18 protein-coding genes and 1 pseudogene are annotated in these 19,255 nt (G+C 63.9%); 7 read left to right on the top strand and 12 right to left on the bottom strand.

Annotated elements, in window-relative coordinates:
• Positions 1-2 precede the first annotated feature (2 nt).
• Genes ASG71_RS15665 through trxA form a run of 5 tightly spaced genes read left to right on the top strand, consistent with a single transcriptional unit; the run spans position 3 to position 4,863 of the window.
• Positions 3-548: a nucleotide exchange factor GrpE gene (locus tag ASG71_RS15665; RefSeq protein ID WP_056741114.1), complete on the top strand. Its 546-nt coding sequence runs from the start codon at positions 3-5 to the stop codon at positions 546-548.
• Entirely contained in the window at positions 541-1,491 is a 951-nt protein-coding gene (locus ASG71_RS15660; RefSeq protein ID WP_056741031.1) for a DnaJ C-terminal domain-containing protein, read from the top strand. The genes ASG71_RS15665 and ASG71_RS15660 overlap by 8 nt, the downstream gene beginning before the upstream one ends.
• A complete protein-coding gene (locus ASG71_RS15655; protein WP_056741029.1) occupies positions 1,488-1,805 on the top strand; it encodes a chaperone modulator CbpM in 318 nt (105 codons plus the stop codon). Before ASG71_RS15660 ends, ASG71_RS15655 begins: the two co-directional genes overlap by 4 nt.
• Entirely contained in the window at positions 1,802-4,438 is a 2,637-nt protein-coding gene (gene clpB, locus ASG71_RS15650) for an ATP-dependent chaperone ClpB (RefSeq protein WP_056741027.1), read from the top strand. Before ASG71_RS15655 ends, clpB begins: the two co-directional genes overlap by 4 nt.
• On the top strand, positions 4,435-4,863 hold the full coding sequence (gene trxA, locus ASG71_RS15645) for a thioredoxin (protein ID WP_056741026.1): 429 nt from the start codon (positions 4,435-4,437) through the stop codon (positions 4,861-4,863). Before clpB ends, trxA begins: the two co-directional genes overlap by 4 nt.
• A 393-nt stretch (positions 4,864-5,256) precedes the next feature.
• On the opposite strand, the gene ASG71_RS15640 is transcribed toward trxA, so the two are convergent.
• The 7 genes and pseudogenes from ASG71_RS15640 to ASG71_RS15610 all read right to left on the bottom strand — a co-directional run bounded on the left by ASG71_RS15640 (position 5,257) and on the right by ASG71_RS15610 (position 11,587).
• Positions 5,257-5,478: a hypothetical protein gene (locus tag ASG71_RS15640; protein WP_056741113.1), complete on the bottom strand. Its 222-nt coding sequence runs from the start codon at positions 5,476-5,478 to the stop codon at positions 5,257-5,259.
• Positions 5,479-5,673: 195 nt separating this feature from the next.
• On the bottom strand, positions 5,674-6,081 hold the full coding sequence (gene mscL / locus ASG71_RS15635) for a large conductance mechanosensitive channel protein MscL (RefSeq protein WP_056741024.1): 408 nt from the start codon (positions 6,079-6,081) through the stop codon (positions 5,674-5,676).
• A gap of 174 nt (positions 6,082-6,255) precedes the next feature.
• Positions 6,256-7,047 (bottom strand): annotated as a pseudogene (gene istB / locus ASG71_RS15630) (IS21-like element helper ATPase IstB); the annotation flags it as partial.
• A complete protein-coding gene (gene istA / locus ASG71_RS15625) occupies positions 7,044-8,720 on the bottom strand; it encodes an IS21 family transposase (protein WP_056741022.1) in 1,677 nt (558 codons plus the stop codon). The gene istA and the pseudogene istB, both read right to left, overlap by 4 nt.
• 137 nt (positions 8,721-8,857) lie before the next feature.
• Positions 8,858-9,175, bottom strand: coding sequence for a hypothetical protein (locus tag ASG71_RS15620; RefSeq protein ID WP_056741020.1), 318 nt, complete (start codon positions 9,173-9,175; stop codon positions 8,858-8,860).
• A gap of 269 nt (positions 9,176-9,444) precedes the next feature.
• Positions 9,445-10,554, bottom strand: coding sequence for a hypothetical protein (locus ASG71_RS15615; RefSeq protein WP_056741018.1), 1,110 nt, complete (start codon positions 10,552-10,554; stop codon positions 9,445-9,447).
• Between the two features lie 163 nt (positions 10,555-10,717).
• A complete protein-coding gene (locus ASG71_RS15610; protein ID WP_235564157.1) occupies positions 10,718-11,587 on the bottom strand; it encodes a PucR family transcriptional regulator in 870 nt (289 codons plus the stop codon).
• A 739-nt stretch (positions 11,588-12,326) separates the two neighbouring features.
• On the opposite strand from ASG71_RS15610, the gene ASG71_RS15605 reads away from it, so the two are divergent.
• Positions 12,327-12,653 carry a hypothetical protein gene (locus ASG71_RS15605; RefSeq protein ID WP_056741016.1) on the top strand — a complete coding sequence of 109 codons (327 nt, stop codon included), beginning with the start codon at positions 12,327-12,329 and terminating at the stop codon, positions 12,651-12,653.
• Positions 12,654-12,818: 165 nt separating this feature from the next.
• Here ASG71_RS15605 and ASG71_RS15600 read toward each other — a convergent pair whose 3' ends face one another.
• The 4 genes from ASG71_RS15600 to mobC form a co-directional block, all read right to left on the bottom strand.
• Positions 12,819-13,121, bottom strand: a complete 303-nt coding sequence (locus tag ASG71_RS15600; protein ID WP_056741014.1) for a DUF4193 domain-containing protein — start codon at positions 13,119-13,121, stop codon at positions 12,819-12,821.
• Positions 13,122-13,363: 242 nt separating this feature from the next.
• A complete protein-coding gene (locus ASG71_RS15595) occupies positions 13,364-14,602 on the bottom strand; it encodes a hypothetical protein (RefSeq protein WP_056741012.1) in 1,239 nt (412 codons plus the stop codon).
• A gap of 27 nt (positions 14,603-14,629) precedes the next feature.
• On the bottom strand, positions 14,630-16,270 hold the full coding sequence (locus ASG71_RS15590; protein ID WP_056741010.1) for a relaxase/mobilization nuclease domain-containing protein: 1,641 nt from the start codon (positions 16,268-16,270) through the stop codon (positions 14,630-14,632).
• A gap of 2 nt (positions 16,271-16,272) precedes the next feature.
• Positions 16,273-16,665 carry a plasmid mobilization relaxosome protein MobC gene (gene mobC, locus ASG71_RS15585; protein WP_200948017.1) on the bottom strand — a complete coding sequence of 131 codons (393 nt, stop codon included), beginning with the start codon at positions 16,663-16,665 and terminating at the stop codon, positions 16,273-16,275.
• 221 nt (positions 16,666-16,886) lie between these two features.
• Between mobC and ASG71_RS15580 the strand changes: the two genes are divergently transcribed.
• Entirely contained in the window at positions 16,887-17,186 is a 300-nt protein-coding gene (locus ASG71_RS15580; RefSeq protein ID WP_056741005.1) for a hypothetical protein, read from the top strand.
• A 570-nt stretch (positions 17,187-17,756) separates the two neighbouring features.
• On the opposite strand, the gene ASG71_RS15575 is transcribed toward ASG71_RS15580, so the two are convergent.
• Positions 17,757-19,109: a ParB/RepB/Spo0J family partition protein gene (locus ASG71_RS15575; protein ID WP_056741003.1), complete on the bottom strand. Its 1,353-nt coding sequence runs from the start codon at positions 19,107-19,109 to the stop codon at positions 17,757-17,759.
• Positions 19,110-19,255: the final 146 nt, after the last annotated feature.

The following is a 19,255-nucleotide window of genomic DNA, read 5'->3' as shown; positions in this document are numbered from 1 at the left end:
CCATGAGCGACGAGGCAGGGCCGGCTGAACAGGCCCATCCAGGAAGTGACGAGGCAGCCGCGGCCGCACCCGCTGTAAAGGAAACCGAAGGGGCGGCACAGGCGGAGGCGCTGGCCAAAATGGAGGACCAGTGGCGTCGCGCATTGGCCGACAACGACAACCTGCGCAAGCGCGCCGTTAGGGACGGCACGCAGCAACGGGCCCAGGAGCGCGCCGCGGTTTCCTTGGCATGGTTGCCGATCCTGGACAATCTGGAACTGGCGCTGGCCCACGCACCGGCGGGTGCGGAGGATCCGCTCGTGGAGGGCATAGCCGCAATCCGGCAACAGGCCATCGATACCTTGGCCCGTCTGGGCTATCCACGGATCGACGCCGAGAACGTCCCCTTCGATCCGCGCGTCCATGAGGTTGTCAGTGTGGTGGAAACTGACGACGTTCCCCCCGGGACCCTGGTGAGCGTGCTGCGTCCTGGCTACGGTGGCCCGGACAACCCTCTCCGGCCAGCCGCCGTCGTGGTGAGCCGGGCGGTGACCCCCGACCGTGGCTAAGGATCACTATTCGGTTCTCGGCGTCCCGCGCACAGCGAAGCCCGACGAAATCCAGCGCGCCTACCGCAAACTGGCAAGAAAATACCATCCGGACGTCAACCGCGAGCCGGATGCCGCAGACAAGTTCAAGGAGATCGGCGAGGCCTACGACACCTTGTCAGATCCCGAAACCAGGGCGCGCTATGACCGGTTTGGCGCCGACTACCGGCAGTACGCCGGTAGCGCCGCCGGCACGGGGGGCAGCGGCGGGCGATGGGGTTCCGGCGGCCCGCGGCCCGGCCCCCGGCCAGGCCCGCGTCCTGGACGCGGCGGGTACGGCAACGTCGACGTCGAGATGGGAGGCGACGTCGATTGGGAGGATCTGCTCGGCGGCTGGTTCCGGCAACAGGCAGGGGGCCCGGCCCTCGGGGCGGACCACGAAGCAGAGCTGTGGCTGACCCTCGAGGAAGCTGTCCGTGGCGGAAAGCGCACCATCAGGCTCGCTCAGCCGGACGGTGAGACCCGCAATTATGACGTCGACGTGCCACCCGGTGTGCTGGATGGGCAGCGCATCCGTCTGGCCGGGGAAGGCGCGGCAGGCCGCGAAGGGGGCCCACCCGGCGACCTCCTACTGACCGTGCGGATCCAGCCCGACTCCAGGTACCGGCTAAAAGGCCGGGACATCTACTTCGACCTCCCGGTGACGCCCTCGGAAGCCGCACTCGGGTCCAAGATCAAGGCAAAGGCGCCAGCCGGGACGGTGACGATCACCGTACCCGAGGGCTCCTCCAGCGGCCGCAGGCTGCGGCTGCGGGGGCAGGGCATGCCCAACCCGCGGGGATTACCGGGGAACCTGTATGCGGAGATCAAGATCATGGTCCCCCCGAGCCTTAGCAAGGAAGAGCGCAAGCTGTACGAGAAACTCGCCAGCGCCTCCGACTTCAACCCGAGGGAGGAGCAATGAGCGAAGTGTATGCTCTCGCCTACCCGTGGCGCCTGAATCTCGAGGCGGTGGCACGCAGCAGCGGCGTCCACCCCGACATCGTCAGGCGGTTCGTGGAGCTGGATCTGATTCGACCGCTAGGCGGTGATGCTCCCGGCGGACCCTGGTTCAGTCCGCGAACCCCGGAACTGATCGCCCGGGTCCTGCGGCTGCACGCGGAGCTGTCGCTGAACTACGCGGCAATACCGTTGGTACTGGACCTCTTGGCGCGGGTGGACGCTCTTGAACGACGATTGGTTGAAATCACGCAGGTGGAAAGGACTACTTCGCGATGAATATGGAGAGTTTGACGCAGAAGTCGCAGGAGGCCTTGGCCGCGGCCCAGCGGATCGCCCAGCAACACGGCCATACCGAAACGGACGGCGAGCATCTGCTGGCGGCCTTGCTCGAGCAGGAGGGGGGACTGGTTCCGCGGCTGCTCGTGGGCATGCAGGTTGACGTGAACGAGTTGAAGACGGCGGTCGAGGCAGAGCTGAGGCGCAAGCCGAAGGTCACGGGACCGGGGGCGGCGCCGGGCCAGGTGTATGTAAGCCGCAGGCTGGGCACACTCCTCGATGCTGCTGAACGGGAAGCCAAGCGGCTTAAGGACGAGTACGTTTCGGTGGAGCACCTGCTGGTGGCGCTGGCGGAGGAAGGCCGGTCCACGGCGGCCGGCAGGGTGCTGGCCGAGCACGGCATCACCCGCGAGGCGTTTCTCTCGGTCCTGACGCAGATCAGGGGAAACCAGCGCGTCACGTCCGCGACACCGGAACAGACGTACGAGGCGCTGGAGAAATACGGCCGCGATCTGGTGACGGACGCGCGCACCGGAAAACTGGATCCGGTCATTGGCCGCGACGCCGAGATCCGGCGGGTCGTGCAGATACTTTCCCGCAAGACCAAGAACAACCCGGTACTGATCGGGGAGCCAGGCGTCGGCAAGACGGCCATTGTGGAGGGACTGGCCCAACGGATCGTCCGCCAGGACGTGCCGGAAGGGCTGAAGGACAAGACCATCTTTTCGCTCGACCTGAGCGCCCTCGTGGCAGGTGCCAAGTACCGCGGCGAGTTCGAGGAGCGGCTGAAGGCGGTGCTCGCCGAGGTCTTGGCGGCGGAGGGAAGGATCCTGCTCTTCGTCGACGAGCTGCACACCGTCGTCGGGGCAGGAGCGAGCGAGGGGTCGATGGACGCCGGGAACATGCTCAAGCCGATGCTCGCCCGCGGGGAGCTCCACATGATCGGGGCGACCACGCTCGACGAATACCGCAAACACATTGAATCGGATGCGGCTCTGGAACGCCGCTTCCAGCCGGTCCTGGTTGAGGAACCCGACGTGGAGGATGCCATTTCCATTCTTCGCGGGCTCCGGGAGCGGCTTGAGGTCTTCCACGGCGTAAGGATCCAGGATAGTGCTCTGGTGGCTGCAGCCACCCTATCCCACCGGTACATCACTGACCGGTTCCTCCCGGACAAGGCGATTGACCTGGTGGATGAGGCGTGCGCCCGGCTGCGGACGGAGATTGATTCGATGCCGGCGGAACTGGATGAGCTCACCCGGAAGGTCACGCGGCTCGAAATAGAAGAGGCGGCCCTGTCGAAGGAGTCCGATCCGGCCAGCAAGACCCGGCTCGAGGAGCTGAGGCGCGAATTGGCGGACCTACGCGGCGAGGCCGACGCGAAGCGGGCCCAATGGGAAGCCGAGCGCCTGGCGATCCGCAAGCTGCAGGAAATCCGCAGTGAACTCGAGCGGGTGCGGCAGGACGCTGAGGAAGCAGAGCGGAACTACGACCTCAACCGGGCAGCGGAGCTACGCTACGGCAGACTCGCCGACCTCGAACGGCGCCTGGCCGCCGAGGAGGAACGGCTGACCGCGAAACAGGGGGAGAAACGCCTGCTCCGCGAGGTGGTGACGGAGGACGAGATCGCCGACATCGTCGCGGCCTGGACAGGCATACCGGTGACACGGCTGAAGCAGGGCGAACGTGAGAAAGTACTGCATTTGGACGAGATCCTGCGCGCCCGCGTAATCGGCCAGGAAGAAGCAATCAGTGCGGTCACGGATGCCATCATCCGCGCCCGCTCCGGCATCCGCGACCCGCGTCGGCCCATCGGATCGTTCATCTTCCTGGGACCGACCGGCGTCGGCAAGACCGAACTCGCCAAGGCTCTTGCCGCTGCCCTTTTCGACAGCGAAAGCGCGATGATCCGGCTGGACATGAGCGAGTACCAAGAGCGCCACACCGTGAGCCGGCTATTGGGTGCCCCTCCGGGCTATATCGGCTACGACGAGGGTGGCCAGCTCACCGAGGCCGTACGCCGCAAACCGTACTCGGTGGTGCTGTTCGACGAAGTGGAAAAGGCGCACCCGGATATCTTCAACACCCTTTTGCAGGTCCTGGACGACGGCAGGGTTACGGACTCCCAGGGCCGCACCGTTGATTTCCGCAATACCGTGATCATCATGACCTCCAATATCGGTTCCCAATATCTCCTTGAGGGTTCCACCGAAGGCGGAACGATCACCGAGCAGGCACGGAGCCTGGTGATGGGCGAACTCCGGGGCCACTTCCGCCCCGAGTTCCTGAACCGAGTGGACGATATCGTGCTGTTTGCGCCTCTCGGTCTGCCGCAGATCGAACGCATTGTGGACCTGCAGTTCGAACAGCTGCGGCAGCGCCTGGCCGAGCAGCAGGTCGAACTGCACCTGACCGAGGAGGCGCGCCTGCTGATTGCCGAACGTGGCTTCGATCCGATCTACGGAGCCCGACCACTGCGCCGCTTTATCTCCCGTGTAGTGGAAACGGAGGTGGGCCGGGCCCTCCTGCGCGGCAGCATCGCCGAGGGGGGAGTCGTGACGGTGACAGCAGCCGACGGTGAGCTCTCGGTGGACTACACCACTAGGGAAATGGAAGAGGCCGGAACCGCATGAATAAGGCAATCATCAAGTGTCCCCACTGCGGCAAATCCAACCGCGTTCCGGCTGCCGCCGAAGGCCGGCCACGCTGCGGGAATTGCCACCGGGAGCTTCCCTGGGTGGTTGAAGCGGGCGACGACGACTTCGGCGAGATCGCCGAGCGGTCCGGTGTTCCGGTACTGGTGGACTTCTGGGCGGTGTGGTGCGGACCCTGCCGGATGGTGAGCCCGGTGCTGGACCAGTTGGCACACGAACGGGCGGGGCAGATCAAACTTGTGAAGGTCGATGTGGACCACTCGCCGCAGCTCTCGGCCAGATTCTCGATTCAGGCAGTGCCAACCTTGATGGTTATCGTCGACGGCAAGATCGTCGCGAGGCAGGCCGGCGCAGCTCCAGCCCCCGTGCTGAGGTCCTGGTTGGAAGAGGCCCTCACGAAGTAGCTGAAGAACAGCGGACGACGGCGTACGGTTTCCCGCCGTCGTCCCTTATGGGCCGCGCTAATTGGACTGGAGCGAAGAGGATAGCGAGGCAGGCAGAGGTGATTGTGTCAAGTATTTTTGGCCCCAGAGGGGCGATTGAAAGTGGCCCCAGGTTCACGGAACGTTGTTGTGGGTCTCGGGCTCGCGGGACGGTTTTCGCACCGGTTGGCTAAGGGTTCCTGTATCGCCCGGGGGAACGGCAGATGCCGGTCGGGGGTATGGAGTCGGGGCGCCGTCGTTGCTAGCATGTCAGATCTCTTGAGTGGGAGAAATCCATTCTGGAATGGAAAAGGTCCGACCCGGCGTGCGCCGGGCCGGACCCTTTCAGTTAGACGCGCTAACAGTCCAGACCGACTACCCAACCTTGCCGGAGAGTGCGACCAGTACCCCTGCCGTAGCGAAGTATTTGTTGCTTCCCAGATCGCGGATGGTTTTGATTCCCATACCGGCAAGCAGTTCGTCGTGCTTTTCGGTCAGTCCGGCAAGAGCCGAGGGCGGGGCCGAAAGGACCTCGTCCAGAGTCGAGTTCTCGTAGCCCTTGTCCAATGCCTTGCCCAATTCAATCGAAACAGCCATTTTCATGTCCTTTCATCGATGACGGAAAACAAGCCCAGCCAGCCTGCGGCTGCACGAACGCCCGGATTTATCCCTGCGCCGCTGAGAGACACGCTATCGCAGCGTCGGTCTGTGGAACGTGAGCGTGCCGAAGCAATTGCGCCGCGGTTCAGCGCTGACAGCGGATTTTGGCGGGGTTCGGGTACGCCGGCTTGATTAGGGCCTGCGGTCTTGCCGGAGGGAATCCCGGATTTCCGTAAGCAGGGCAATCTGGGGGTCTTCGGCCGCTTCTTCCTTGACGTCCGGGTTGATGCCGAGGCGCCGGTTGCGGCGCTCGACCATGTGGTTCATGGGCACGACGATGACGAAGTAAATGGCTGCCGCCACGAGCACGAAGTTAACAATTGCCGTGAGCAGGACACCGAATTTGATGTCGTTTCCGTTGAGGGTCACGACGGCGAAACTATCGAAGTTCGGAGATCCGACCAGGGCCGCAATGAACGGCATGAGAACGCTTTGGACTAGGGCCGTGACTACGGCACCGAAGGCGGCACCAATCACGACGGCGACGGCAAGGTCTACGACGTTGCCCTTCATGATGAAATTCTTGAATCCGATCAACATAGCGATCAAACTACCCCACGCGGATGCCGTATCGGTTACTTTTGGGGAAAGTTTCGAGGGGAGTCACCGAGTGCCTGCCGGCGCCCGTGGCATGAGGTCGGATTCACCTCCGTGGGGACCTTGGGTTCCTGCAGCGGGGTTGTTCACCTGTTCCGAACTTCTACGCGCGATGCCATGGGCCAGGCGATAGGAGTCGGTGCCGGTTTCGATGATGGTGCCGTTGAAGGTCAGCCGGTCCACGATGGCGGCGCAGAGGCGCGGGTCGGTGAAGGTTTTGGTCCAGCCGGAGAACGATTCGTTGGAGGCGATGGCGATGGAGTTTTTCTCCTCACGGTCGCTGAGGACCTGGAAGAGGAGTTCGGCGCCTCGACGGTCAAGTTCCATGTAGCCAAGCTCGTCGATGCAGAGCAGGTCCACGCGGCCGTAGCGGGCTATGGTCTTGGCCAGGACCTTCTCGTCTGCGGCTTCGATGAGTTCGTTCACGAGTCGGGTGGCGAGGGTGTATTTGACTCGGTAGCCCTTCTCCGCGGCGGCGGTGCCGAGTCCGATGAGCAGGTGGGATTTGCCGGTTCCGGAGTCCCCAATCAGGCAGAGGGGTTGTCCTTTGCGGATCCATTCTCCGGTGGCCAGGGTGTGGATGGTGGCGGAATTGATGTTCGGGTTCGCGTCGAAGTCAAAGTCCCCGAGCCACTTGTCCCGGGGAAAGTTCGCGGCTTTCACGCGCCGGATCGAGGAGCGCCGGTCCCTGTCGTCGCACTCGGCCAGCAGCAGTTCGGCCAGGAAGCCTTGGTAGGAGAGTTGTTCCTTCCCCGCGACGGCGAGGCCTTCATCGAGGACTGCCCGGATGGTGGGCAGGCGCAGTCGGCGGCAGGCCTGGTCCACGGCGGCAACCGCTGCCTGTTCGGTCAGGCCTCGCCGCCGGCGCAGGGCCGGGGTGATGGTGGTCGCCGGTGCGGTGGGGCTCATGAGATGTTCTCCTTTGACGCGGTTCCTGCGGGGTGTTCCGAACGTTTGGCCAGCAGCTCGTCATAGGCGCGGACCGATGGCAGGGGCCGGCTATCAGGTGGCAGCCCGGCGATGACGGCGACGGGGTCCATGAGGCGGCGCTGGGTGAGACTGACAACTCGTTGCACCTTCTCTTCAGCATGAACACGGGGATGACGGTCCGAACTGGCCCCGCCCCGGCAAGATGTCGTGGCGTGTCTGCGGGCTTCGACCGCGACGACGTCGGCGCTGACCGCGCCCACTACGAGGGCCGCGGCGATGCCTGCGTGGATGTCGCAGGCGTCCATGGACCGGTGGAGGAGCAGGACGTCGATGAGTTCACGGGTCCCGTCGGCGTCGCCGTTGACCCGGCGGGAGGCGGCCCAGAATGCCTCGTGCGCGCTGCTGAACGTCCCGGACTCTCGCGCCCGGGCCAAAGCGGTGGAGCCTGGAAGGGCGCCGGGCTTGGTTTTGAGGACCTCGAGATAGTGGTCCAGCTGGACCGACTGCCCGGACCGGGCGGCGAGCCGCTGATGCCTGGCGACCACGGTGCGGCCATCGAACACCACGACCTCGGACGCCCGCAATGACACCCGGACCCTCCGGCCGATGAACCGGGCCGGGACGGAATACTTCACCATCCGGACGGTGACCATCGAGGACCTGTCGACCCTCGGGTTCAGCGCCAGACCCGGATCAAATTCCTCTGCCGGCAACGGGGCCAGGAACGGCCGTTCGATCTCGAAGTCCTGGCCTATGGTGCGGATCCTGTCATTGATCCTCCTGTCCTCGTCCTGGGCTTCCCATTTGCGGATCCGGTCGTTGAGCTCGTCCAGGGAGTCAGCAACCGGCATCGGTGAAAGCCGGTTGCGGCGGAACCAGCCCACCTCACCTTCAACCCCGCCCTTTTCGTGGGCCCCGGCGATGCCGGGCTGGCAATAGAAGGGGTCGAAGCCGTAGTGGGAACGGAACAACACCCATCTGTCGTTCTCCCGGCGCTGCCGGCCCTGGCCGAACACCACAGCGGTTACAGCACTGGTGAGGTTGTCATAGCGGATATGTTTAGTCGGGACGCCGCCCAGAACTTTGAAGGCCTCCACGTGGCCTTCAAGAAAGGCTTCCTGAGCCTGGGTCGGGTAGATCCGGTGGATGGCCCTGCCCGAATGTGATAACCGGAAGATGAACATGTGGCACTTCGTCTTCACCCCGTTCAGCATGATCCAGACTTCACCGAAGTCCACCTCGGCTTCCGCTCCGGGGGCGTGTTCCTGGGGAACGAACACCTCAACCCGGCGGCCGGCCTCCACATCGATCTGGGCGCGGCGGACCCGCACATAATCCCGCACCGTCGAATACGACAGCTCCGGCGCACCGTGCTCTTCGATGAGCCGGGCCAAAATCCTGCGTGCAGTATGGCGCTGCTTCCGCGGCGCCGTCGTGTCCTCGGTCAGCATCGCATCGATCGCGCCCTTGAAGGGCTCCAGCCTCCAGGACACGCCTTGTCTCTGTTTACGCTCCGGAGGGGCAGCTGAATCCAGTGCCTGCCTTACCGTTCGCCTGTGAACCCCGTACCGAACCGCCAACGCACGAACCGACAGGCCCTCAACCCGGGCGTCCCTTCGAATCCGCGCGAACAACTCCACTCTCGACTCCATCCAGACCAGCCTTCCGCCGCATCCATCCAGTGATGAATCCAACGTTGAAGGTGGGGCCACAAATAACCGCCACAGGTGCCCGGCGAGTCATGAAGTGGGGCCGGAAATAACCGTCCTGCCGGGGCCATATAAACCTGTCACAGCCACAGAGGGGAGTCGACGAGGTTTGGCACGCCTCCGAAGGAGGCCAAGGTCCGGGCGGTCTCCACGAACTCGCGTGCCAGCCCGTCATTGACGTCAGTGCGCCATGCAATCGACAGCGGCGAGGGCGGGACGTCTCTGACCGGGATGAAAGACAGCCCCGGACGGTCGTAGAAACGTTGGGTGGAGGCCTGGGTGAACGCAATGCCCCGCTCGCCCATGATGGCTTCGAAACACTCGTCGACGGTGGCTACCTGAGTGCCCAGACGGACAGGCTGCCCGCCGCGGGCTTGGGTTGCGAAACCGAGGTTCAAGGCGCCGCGTCGTTGCAACAGATAGGGTGTTCGTGTTGCAAGGGTTCTCGATCGCCAATAAATTCTACCCCCGGCCGGTCAGCTGGGGCGCGCTGACCGTCGGTTCTCCGGCCGCCGGTCACAACCTGACTGACCTCCTGGCATCCTTCCGCAGGCAACAAGCCGGCCAACGACCCGAGGTCGAGCCTTATCGCGGCCGGGCACGCCGTGAAGGCGACGGTGGGAGAAGCGAAACGAGGATAGGCTGGGCCGTCTCCGGCAAGGCCGGATTATTCGCCTTCGTCGGCCGACTGGCGCCGATGACGTTCCCGTTGGCCGTACGCCGCCCGAAGGATGTCGTCCTTTGACTCGAATCCCGAACCCAGCGCACCACCGATGAGCGCCGCCGAGGTCGTCATCCATGCGACTTCCGCAAAGTCCCAGACAGTTACGGGATGTTGCAGGATCAGCGCCAAGAGGGCGTTGTCGATAGTGAACGCCGCGGCGAGCAGCACGGCCACGAACAGCAGGACGTAGCTGATCACGACGCCGATGATCAATGACCACACTGTAGAGACGTTGTACAAGGAAGCCTTGTATCGTTCGAGTGAATCGTTGCGCCTGGGGCTTTCCCACAGATCGTGCTGGGTGATGATCCAGATCACCATCGAACCGATCGAAAGGACCATCAACAACGTCAGCCTCGGCGCGCCCAGCAGGTCTGCGAGTTGCCAGATAGTGTCCGTGACGAGCCCAAAGGCGCCCGTGGCGATCGCGGCAGCCATTGCGCTTCTCAATCCGAAGACCAGCCGCCAAGGACGGTTCGCCCGCAGCATGCCCGCCAGCAGCCGTCCTCGGCCGAGGCGGGTTGCTGAGACGTAGCGGAACCCGATCGGCCCGTCGTCAAGAACAGCGGTCTCAATACGCCTGGATTGGTTTAGCGAGGGCGGGCCGAATTCTACGGCGTCATCGTCGGGATCGAAGTGGCGGTGCATCGCCCAGCCGAGATCGGCGACGGCGGTACGGACCCGGCGGTCGATGTTGACGGCGCCGAGCGCGGGCAAGGAAACCAGGGAGACCGGCTCTCTAAGCGCAACTTCCGCGACCACGGTCCGGCCCTCCAATCGAATTGGAAGATCGGTCAGGCAGACCATGACATCCCATGCGCGGCGGATCCGATGCTTCGCCAAGGCGTCCAGCATCGGCGCCAGCCCCTCGCCGGCCGTAAAATCCTGGTACTCGATCACCACGGACCAGTTGTGGCTCTCATCCGCAAGGTTAAGCAGATGGCCCACTTCGCGTCCGTTGCGCTCGGCAAACTCGGCGGTGACCTCCGGTTCGGCGAGCACGCCAAGCGTACGGGCACAGTTGGGGTTCACGTCGCCCGATTGTTCCGGCAAGCCCGGCCTCCTATGGTTCGGTGTCTATGACCAGCAAACTGGATGTCCGTCTGCCCCCGTTGAATCAAGGTCGCTCGGCCCGGCCAAAAGACTGCCCATTTTCGAAACTGTCAGTCGGCTCTGCGCAGCCCGCGGCCCATTCGGCCGGTAATTTGAGCATTGGCTAGGGGACGTGAAAAGGAGCGCCGTGCGGGCAAAGACGCCATGCGCGCGTTGCGACGTGCAGGTTCAGGCGGGTCTCGGGGTCGGCAAGGTCGAAGCCGGTGATCTGCCGGATGGACTTCAAGCGGTAACGCAGGGTGCTTCGATGGATGGTCAGGCTTTCGGCCGTATTCTCATAGTTGCCGCCGTGGTCCAGGTACTGGGCCAGGGTTTGCACCAGGTCAGACCCCCGGCTGTCGTCGGTGCGTTGAAGGGTGCCGAGCCACTCGTCGACATAACCGGCCAGATCCGGTTTCCCCCCGGCCGTGTCCAAGATGCGGTAGATCCCCAGTTGATCAAAGCGCGTGGCGCCGTACCGATCGATTGAACCGGCCCGAATGTGCAGCGCGTGCAGGGCTTCCGAGAAGGAGCGCGGAATCTGGGCAATATCCTGGCTTGGACCGCCGATGCCCACGGCGCCGGTGGCACTTCGCAGGGTTTTGGCGATAACGGAAAAGACCTCGGCACCCAACGGATCTCCGTTGACCACGGCAACAGCCATGTCCGAGCGCCGTGAAACGAGCGCGGACAAGCGGAGTTCCGCGAACGTCCTGCGCAGTGCGACCACGACAGTATCGTCAGTTCTTGGCGGCTGCCACTCCGCCACGATGACGTGCTGCGGACCACTGATGTCATATCCCAAGGCCTCCGTACGAACGACTGCGGTTGCGCCATCCATTCCGGACACCAGTTCGTCCACGAGGTCGCGCCCCAGCCGTTGTTCCAGCCGTGCCAGGCTGCGGCGGTGCGACAACTCCACCTCCAAGAGCCGCGCCGCATACTTCAAAGCGAAGACGTTGTCGGCTGTTATCGGCCTGTCCGTTTCCAGCATGCAAATAGCCCCCAACACCTCGTCGTGCAACAGGGCAAGGGCAACAAGCCTTCGCGGTTCGCGGACTGGTGAGCCGGAGGCAAGCCAGAGCTGCGCAGTCCGCGACCTGGCGGCCGCGCCAAGCCTGGGGTAGGGGCGTTGGGACCCGATCCCCGCCGCCGCGCTAATATGCCCGAACGCGTCCTCAGTACAGATGGGCTGCCCCGTCAGCCGTGAAAGGACCTCCGCCAGGCGGCCCTCCCTGGAGGCACTGTCCCCGAGGTCGGGAGTCGCGCCCTGGTCCAGGGCATCCCGGATGCTGGCACGTTCTTCAAGCTCAAGTACCGTCGCCGAGAGGGACAGGAGGCGCTGGTCCCTGTCGTCACGGGAGAGCAGCTGACCGATTGCGTCATTCGGGAGTACCGGGTCCATGCAGCCTCATCTCTACGAATGTCTAGGGAAATATGTAGAACCATAACAAAACACTAGATATCAGTAGACATTGCTAGTACTGGGCTGGAAGAGAAGGACAGGTTGTAGGGAGCCAATAGCCATTGGATGGCTGCTTACCGCACTCGGAAAACCCGGCGCCGGTGCAGCTTCTATTCGCTCAGGAACTTGTTGAGCGCGCGGCTTCTTCGGGTTCGCGTCTCTCTGGCATGAGATCACACCGGCAGGTGTTGCGTGGATCACATTTGGTCTGTGGTTGTCCGGGGCGCCACAGCGTCGTGGCCCCCGACTTAGAGCGGAGACAATTTTCGTGACAGACAAGCTTCGGGTGCTGGTCCGGGTGGACCTCGACTGCGCAACGGCCCAGGTTGCCGCGCAGGGTCATGTGACGTCCAAAAGCGTCCGCGGCCTGTATGACGTGATGAAGCGCGCCAACTCGCTCACCGCGGGCATGACCCTGGAGCTCGATATGACCCGAGCCCGGATCGAACCCGACGCGCTGGAAGAACTCCGGGCCTGCTCGAAGTCCCACCATCTGCCGGTCCGCGTCGATCCGCTCCAGTCCGACTACAGGCTGAGCATCCTCGCCCCCGACACCGCCGCGTCCCTGGCAGCAACGGCTACCCAGGCAGCCTGACCCGCAACACTACTCTCCCGGGAGCAGGCGCCACTCGAGCCGCAGAAGCGACCCCCAAGGTGACGCCTCTCCCCCGCGCTGCCTGGATTCCGCAAACACCGCGCTCGGGAAATACGTCACGCTGCCGGACTGCTCTCAGATGCTGCGTCCACGCGAAGGAACTTCCTAACCTTCGCATTCGATGCAGTACGAGTGGCCGTCGCTTTCGCGTGCGAGCTGGGACCGGTGCCGGACGAGGAAACAGGAATAGCAGGTGAACTCGTCCGCGGCCTGGGGAATGACCTGAACGACGAGCTCCTCGGCGACGATCTCTCCCCCGGGGGTCAGGCCCTCATCGAGTGCATCCGCTTCGTCCAGTTCAGTGACGACGCTGCGTGCATCCGGGGCGTTCGCGGACTGCAGGGCCTCCAGGGAACGGTCCTGGGATTCCTTGACGTCGGAGCGGACTTCGTCGTAATCGGTTGCCACTTTAGGTGCTTCTCATTTCTGACGTTTTCTACGGTGTTCTTTCTGACGAGACTGAAACGTACACCAATTCGTCGTTGTTCCCATGTCATTGGACCCAAGGACGTCAGGCCAACTCTTCAGCGCAGCACGCCGGAGCATTCCCCGAATTACGCAGTGCCGGAGCAATATGCCGCCGCCATATGGTGCAACTCCCCCCACGGGAGCTGCCTCTGGGCAGCCCCCGTCACACAGTTGCGCTGTGTCTACCGGCTGAGGCCGTTTTTACCTCGTTCAGCCCCTACTGCTGCCCCAGTGCGGGACTTTCGGGCTTTGGCTGCGCCCTTGCCCATAGTGACGGCTGCGCTGGGGTGGGTGCCTTCGCTGCGGGCTGCCGCTAGGCGGCCCCGGACCTGGGTTTCGTTCGCCCCGCTGTTTTCCAGTGACTCTGCGAACTTTTCGTGATGGGCAGCTGAGCCGTAGCCGGTGGCCGACGCGGTTTCGGTTTCGGCTTTGAGGCCCTGATCTTTCAAGCGGTTGCTGTCGTTGCCGGTGACTCGGTTTTCGATCTCTCGTCCGACGCCTTCAAGGCGGGTAAAGAGTTCCTTCTCGGCGCGTTCGTACCGGTGTTCCATTGATGCCCACTGGGAGCCTTTGAAGCCACCTTCTGCCAGGAGCTTGGCTTCGTGCATGTCTTTGGCTGCTTTCACGAACTCGGGGTCCTTGAAGTGGGAGTCGCCGGCACCGTTGATGTTCGTGGTGGTTTCTTTGCGCAGCTGGTCAATGTCAGGACCGTTCACGCCGTCCTTGCCGATGAGGAACATGCGTTCCTTAATCTCTGCGTCGGCCGCCGAAGTTGCTTTGGGGGCTTTCGCGTTGTGAGCCCGCTGCAATGCCTGTGCCAGCTCGGGGTTGGCCAGGTATTCGACGGGTACCTGGTGGCGTTCGATTTCCGGTGCCAGCTTCTGGGCTTGGGCGCGGAGTTCTTCCGCCCGGGCAGCCGCGAGTAGCTGCATCGCCTTCTCGTGTTCGGCGGCCGCCTTGCGCTGTGCCTCCCAGTTGAGGGCGACTGCATCCAGGCGCGCATTCTCGGTGGCGATGGTCTGGATCCCCGACTCCAGATACGCGGCATCTGCGCCGACGTCGTGGGTGTCGATGCCATACCGGGCGAGGACTTCATGCCGGATCTTTTCGGAGGCTGCCAGGGCGGTGGGGTCGTGGTCTTTCCAGCCCTCGGCGACCGCGTGTGCCGTGGCAATGTCGTTGGGCTGCGCTTTGTCCCACCACTGCTCCTTCTCCACGGGTGCGAGGGCCGCGTGGGCTGCGCTGCGTTCTGCGGCGAGCCGTGCTTGGGCTTCGTGCGCTGCCTGGGCGTCCAGGTGTTCCTGCTGCCGCTGGGATTCCTGCCGGCGTCGGGCAATGGTCTCGGCAATACGTGAGGCCATCATCAGCGTCTGCCGCAAGCCGCCGTCTACGACGTCATCCATTCCGTCTGATTCACTCATGGTGTTCCCCTTGCACTTGGTAGTGATTTATCGGTCGAGTCCCGGCCCGGTCTCGCCTCGGCTGGGCTGATAGGTTTTGGCCGGCGTTGCCGGCGTTGGAGTCGTCGGCACCACTGATCCCGGACGGATGGGCACCATCCCGCGCCGAGCAATATCAACGGCCCTGGCTGGCATTGCTGCCTCGGTAGAAGGCTGCTGTGCAGCCCCCACCGGTACAGCCTTCGGCATGGTTCCGGTGAACGGGGCCAGCTGGTGCTCGACCACCGAGCGGATGCGCTGGGCTTCGCGGGTCCGGCCGGACTGGGCGTGCATTTCGTACACCGCGAAGGCGGTGTTGATCAGCTGCACCATGAGTGCGGTCTGTGCTGCAGTCTTGCTTTTACTCGAGGCGGCCATGAACAACATCGCCGTACCGGCAATGGACGGTAGAGCGACAGGTTTACTGTGCTGCCGGGGAGCCCGCAGTTGGGCTGTGCGGGACAGTTCAGCAGCGGTGGCGGCCAGCGGCCCCGGCGTCGGTTCCAGCCGGTAAGACCAGGCGGCAAACGCGCCGGAAACCTCACGCGCTGCTTTCGCCCAGGTCGCGTGATCATCCCGCGGGATAGTGCGCAGCTGGTCCGCCAGTGCCGTCGCGTTCCGGGTGTACTCAACCCACGCTTCCGCTGGTGGCGTTGCGTTCTCGGGCCCGGCCTTCGACACCTTCCGCTTGTTGCGGGCAGCTGCATTCCATTCCGCTGCAGCCTCCGTAGCCAGGTGCGGTGAGTCCATCCATTCTTCACGCAGAGCACCGAGCTTCAAGTCGGAAGCGAGGGTGCCGCCGCCGAACCAGATCGGACGCTCCCCGCGTCCGGGTCGTTCGGCTACGGAGTACCCGACGATGACGTCCGTGGTGTTTTTCGCGTAGCGGGGCCGGACCAGCAGTCCTGTGTCACGGGCTCGGCGGACGAACTCAGCTTCCGTTGCTGAGGCACTGGCGCTGGCTCGTACTTTCCGGGCCAACGAGGAACGGTGCATTTCGCGGTCATCCCGGGCAGCGGTCGCCTTCTCCGCCTGGGCGTAGCCGCGGGTGGCGTGCACGGTTGAGAGCTGTTCCAGACCGTACTTAACCTCCAGCTCACGGCACGTCTGCTGGGCTCGTCTGTAGTCACCGTGCGTGGAGGCTTTGGTCCCGTCCTCGCGGACTAGGGACACGGCGATGTGGATGTGGTGGTTACCGTTCTCGGACGTCCCGTGGTTGATCGCCGCCCACCGGCAGCGAGCCTTTCCGCTGGCTTCGGTGAACCCCATGGAGTCCACAAAGTCATTGGCGATATCGCCCCACTGCTGGTCCGTCAATGCACCTTCCTCGGCACGCAGGCTCAAGGAGCAGTGCCATACGCTGGCATCCTTGTGACCGACGTGAACTCGCTCCTTCTTGGCCGCGTCCCACTGCATGTCCTTGATCTGCACCGAGACGCCGAACATCTTTCGCGGCCGGTCCAGGTGCTTGGCTATGGCCAGAGCATCATTGCGGTCCAGTACGCCATCGTCGTACCACGCCATAATGGCCGCATCACCCGCAACCAGGTGCGGCTCACTGTGCGAGTTCTTCGTCTTATCAGCGTCAGTCGACGCGAGGTAAACCATCAGGCCGGCCATGCGCGAACCGCGGGTAATGTTCGGGATCATCCCTACATCAACCCATCAATGGCGTCATCAATCCGCATCGCCACCGCGCGTATGTGCTTCAGCGCTTCGCGGGCCTCAGATGGAAACTCGCTGGTCGCGTTCGCCTGGCGCGCGAGCTGGTTGATGTTGTTCGACGAACGCGCCAGCAGATTGTGCAGAGACATGAGCTCAGCTGCGATGGCACGCCGCTCCGTCGGTGAATCAGAGTGCGACGAGAGTGCCGACGAAATCAGCAGGTTCGGGACAGTCACCTTCTCCCGCTCCGCCCTGGCAACAAGGGCAGCTTCTTCCTCCACCGTGACCCACACGTCACGCCGCTTCTTACTCCCGGCGGGCGTGTTCTCACGACGCCGGCGCGACAGATTGGGACGGTGAGCGTTCCCCTCATCAGACATCCCAATCCCCCAATCAAAGGCCCAGCGCAGCGACCCCAACCGGGGACCCACAAGCCAGTGTGCCAAACGCCGACGCAGGAGCCGTGCAGGACACGCCCATTTACACCCGTGCAAATGTATAGCTTGCTCCGGACGATCGGCTTTGTATGTTTTTCGCCCTGTGTGCGGGGCTTCTGAAAACCCTGCTTCCGACTGTCAGCGGTGGCCGGTAGGGTCTGGGTATGGATATCAACGACATCGCCGCAAAAGCCGCCGCAAAAATCGACGCCGCCAGAGACGCCAAAGTAAACGCCGTCAAGCAGGCCGCAGCCAGCGGTGTCGAGGTTCAGGAAGCTGCTCAGCTGCTCTCTGCGGCGGAACAGAAATACGCCAAGGACTACCAGGCGGCCCTGCGCGCAGACTGGACCGAGTCCGACCTGCGCGGCTTCGGCCTGGACGCTCCGGCCAAGAAGGCCGGCGGGCGTCCTCGGGGCCGGAAGACCACGCAAGAGTCAGCTCCCGTGGCTGGCGTCTCGGAGTAGCAACCCCTCGCCCACATGGGCACGGCAAAAGCTATTTCCTGCGGGCTTTTCCCGCACACATCTGGACGACGGGACCCACCTGACCGGCTGCACACAACCACCACGTCACCCTCCCCGGCGCACGTCACCCTGGGTAAGCGGTGGCTGTGCACAGTCTCCGTAAGGAGCGGGCCGGGTCGGAGAGATTTGCGGATGGGATGTCCGCGTTGCCGTCCGGGTGCGTGCGGTTAAACAGAAAAGGACCGGCCTGGTAGCCGGTCCTTTTCTGCTCCTCGGACAAAGGAAATCTGTGATCCAGCTTAGCTGAATGTTGTACCCAGCCTGAACGGCTGACGGGTCATCGTATTGTGCGCGTGGTGCCACGTTGCGGGTCGCGTGGTCTGCCGGCCGGAGCCGCGGCACCTGGATGGTTCCTGGTGGTCGCGTCAAACGGCGGTCCGCCGCTGATGACCAGCAACTTTGGTTCGCATCGCGCGGCGGACCGCCCGACCTCTGGAAGGTACCTGACCCTCATGTGGTGGGTGGCCGGAGGCCTTGCCGGGCGGCGGGGGTCCGCCCGGCAAGGGGCTCTTATGCGGCTTCGTGTTCCTGTGCGGGTGCGGCGCTGTCGAGGATGATCTGCTCGACCGGGCTTGCCGTGTACCCCCAGGCAACGAGCCGGGTCAGGTAGTCGATGTGGCGTATGTTCGGGGACCGCCATGAGTCCTTGGTGATGGTCTTCTCGTACCCTGCGCAGACCAGGGCGATCAGGGATACCTCGGGCCGGCCCGTGGATTTGGCTACGTGGTCCCGCAACGGGTTCCAGCCCCACCTCTCCGAGGTCTCCCCTGTCTTGGCTCCGGCCATTTCGGCGGCGACGGTTCCTTCGTAGCCGCTGGCCGTTTCGGGGTGGTGGGTGATGGCGTGGACGGTGAAGTGCTGCCAGCCTTTGGGCGGCTGCTTCTTCGCCAGCAGGGTTTTCACGAAGTCGCGGCGGACCACAGTAGCCGACTGCATCAGTTTGTTATTTTCGATCAGGGTTTTCCGCTCGGTCTTCTGCTCCTCGGTCATCGGACCCTTGTTCGCCGGTGATGCGCCGTAGCCGTTGTACCGGAGCGTAAAACCTAGCTCCTTCCACCCGGCCACGACCGGGACGGTGGAGTGATGGCCGTTGTAGGACGTGACGATGTGCACGGCGTTGGCGTCCTCCTCGGTGGCCGGTTCCCCGTCTGCCCGGTTCAGCGAGGACACCCGGACGTTCTCGCTGTCGCCGTCGTATCCGGCGCGTTCCACCACGGTGGTCCCGGCGGCCTCCAGCTCGGCTGTCAGCGCCGCGAGGGCGGCCGCGCGGTCGCGGCGGTCCCGCAACTGCTGGGTGACGTGGGCCAGCATGTCCGGCTCGTCCGCGATGACCGATTCCAATTCCTCCACCGCCTCCTCATCGGAGCCAAACTCGGCCAGAATCAGGGCCGCTTCAATCGTGTATCCCTTGCCCAGGGCGGCGGATCCGGTGTCGGTGGACTTGGCCTTCAGGGCACTCTCCACGGTCGTCTTGGTCCGCCCGGTCTTTTTGGCGATCGTGGCGGCTGAAACGCCGATCAGGGACAGCTGGTGGTATGCCTCTGCCTCGTCCGCTTCCGTCAGCTCGGCGCGCTGGATGTTCTCCACCACCTGCGTCACGATCCGTTCGGCTTCCTCGGGAGACTCGGTGATCATCACCGGGATGCTCGCGCGCCCGGCCTCGACAGCCGCCCGGGTGCGGCGCTGTCCCATCAGGACATGCACCACGCCGTCGTCTTTGCGGTGGGCGATGACGGGTTCCATCACGCCGTGTTCCTTGATGCTGGCAATGAAATCCGGTGTCAGGGCGGCGTCCTTGCGGACGTTGATGTCCACGGTCAGGGTGGCCGGGTCGAGCATTTCAAGGGTGGGTGTGGCGTTCATGGTGTTGCTCCTTCTTGTCCGAGAAGTTGGGGTGAGTGGGGCGGCTTAGGTGACCGGCCAGCTCCCCTGCTCCCCCGTTGTTTTTTTGTTGCTGGCAAGCTTGCTTGCTCGGCGGCCGACGGAGGCCCGTCTACCCGCAGGGCAAG

The organism is Arthrobacter sp. Soil763 (assembly GCF_001428365.1).
In the GTDB taxonomy this organism is placed as follows: Bacteria; Actinomycetota; Actinomycetes; order Actinomycetales; family Micrococcaceae; genus Arthrobacter.
Note: the sequence above shows the minus strand (reverse complement) of the source record. Positions and strands in the feature narration are given on the sequence as shown.

Excerpts from the sequence above, each read along its gene's own strand:
- ASG71_RS15665 (WP_056741114.1), top strand. The coding sequence starts at position 3 with ATGAGCGACGAGGCAGGGCCGGCTGAACAGGCCCATCCAGGAAGTGAC.
- ASG71_RS15655 (WP_056741029.1), top strand. The coding sequence starts at position 1,488 with ATGAGCGAAGTGTATGCTCTCGCCTACCCGTGGCGCCTGAATCTCGAG.
- clpB (WP_056741027.1), top strand. The coding sequence starts at position 1,802 with ATGAATATGGAGAGTTTGACGCAGAAGTCGCAGGAGGCCTTGGCCGCG.
- trxA (WP_056741026.1), top strand. The coding sequence starts at position 4,435 with ATGAATAAGGCAATCATCAAGTGTCCCCACTGCGGCAAATCCAACCGC.
- ASG71_RS15640 (WP_056741113.1), bottom strand. The coding sequence starts at position 5,478 with ATGGCTGTTTCGATTGAATTGGGCAAGGCATTGGACAAGGGCTACGAG.
- mscL (WP_056741024.1), bottom strand. The coding sequence starts at position 6,081 with ATGTTGATCGGATTCAAGAATTTCATCATGAAGGGCAACGTCGTAGAC.
- istA (WP_056741022.1), bottom strand. The coding sequence starts at position 8,720 with ATGGAGTCGAGAGTGGAGTTGTTCGCGCGGATTCGAAGGGACGCCCGG.
- ASG71_RS15610 (WP_235564157.1), bottom strand. The coding sequence starts at position 11,587 with ATGCTGGAAACGGACAGGCCGATAACAGCCGACAACGTCTTCGCTTTG.
- ASG71_RS15595 (WP_056741012.1), bottom strand. The coding sequence starts at position 14,602 with ATGAGTGAATCAGACGGAATGGATGACGTCGTAGACGGCGGCTTGCGG.
- ASG71_RS15590 (WP_056741010.1), bottom strand. The coding sequence starts at position 16,270 with ATGATCCCGAACATTACCCGCGGTTCGCGCATGGCCGGCCTGATGGTT.
- mobC (WP_200948017.1), bottom strand. The coding sequence starts at position 16,665 with ATGTCTGATGAGGGGAACGCTCACCGTCCCAATCTGTCGCGCCGGCGT.
- ASG71_RS15580 (WP_056741005.1), top strand. The coding sequence starts at position 16,887 with ATGGATATCAACGACATCGCCGCAAAAGCCGCCGCAAAAATCGACGCC.
- ASG71_RS15575 (WP_056741003.1), bottom strand. The coding sequence starts at position 19,109 with ATGAACGCCACACCCACCCTTGAAATGCTCGACCCGGCCACCCTGACC.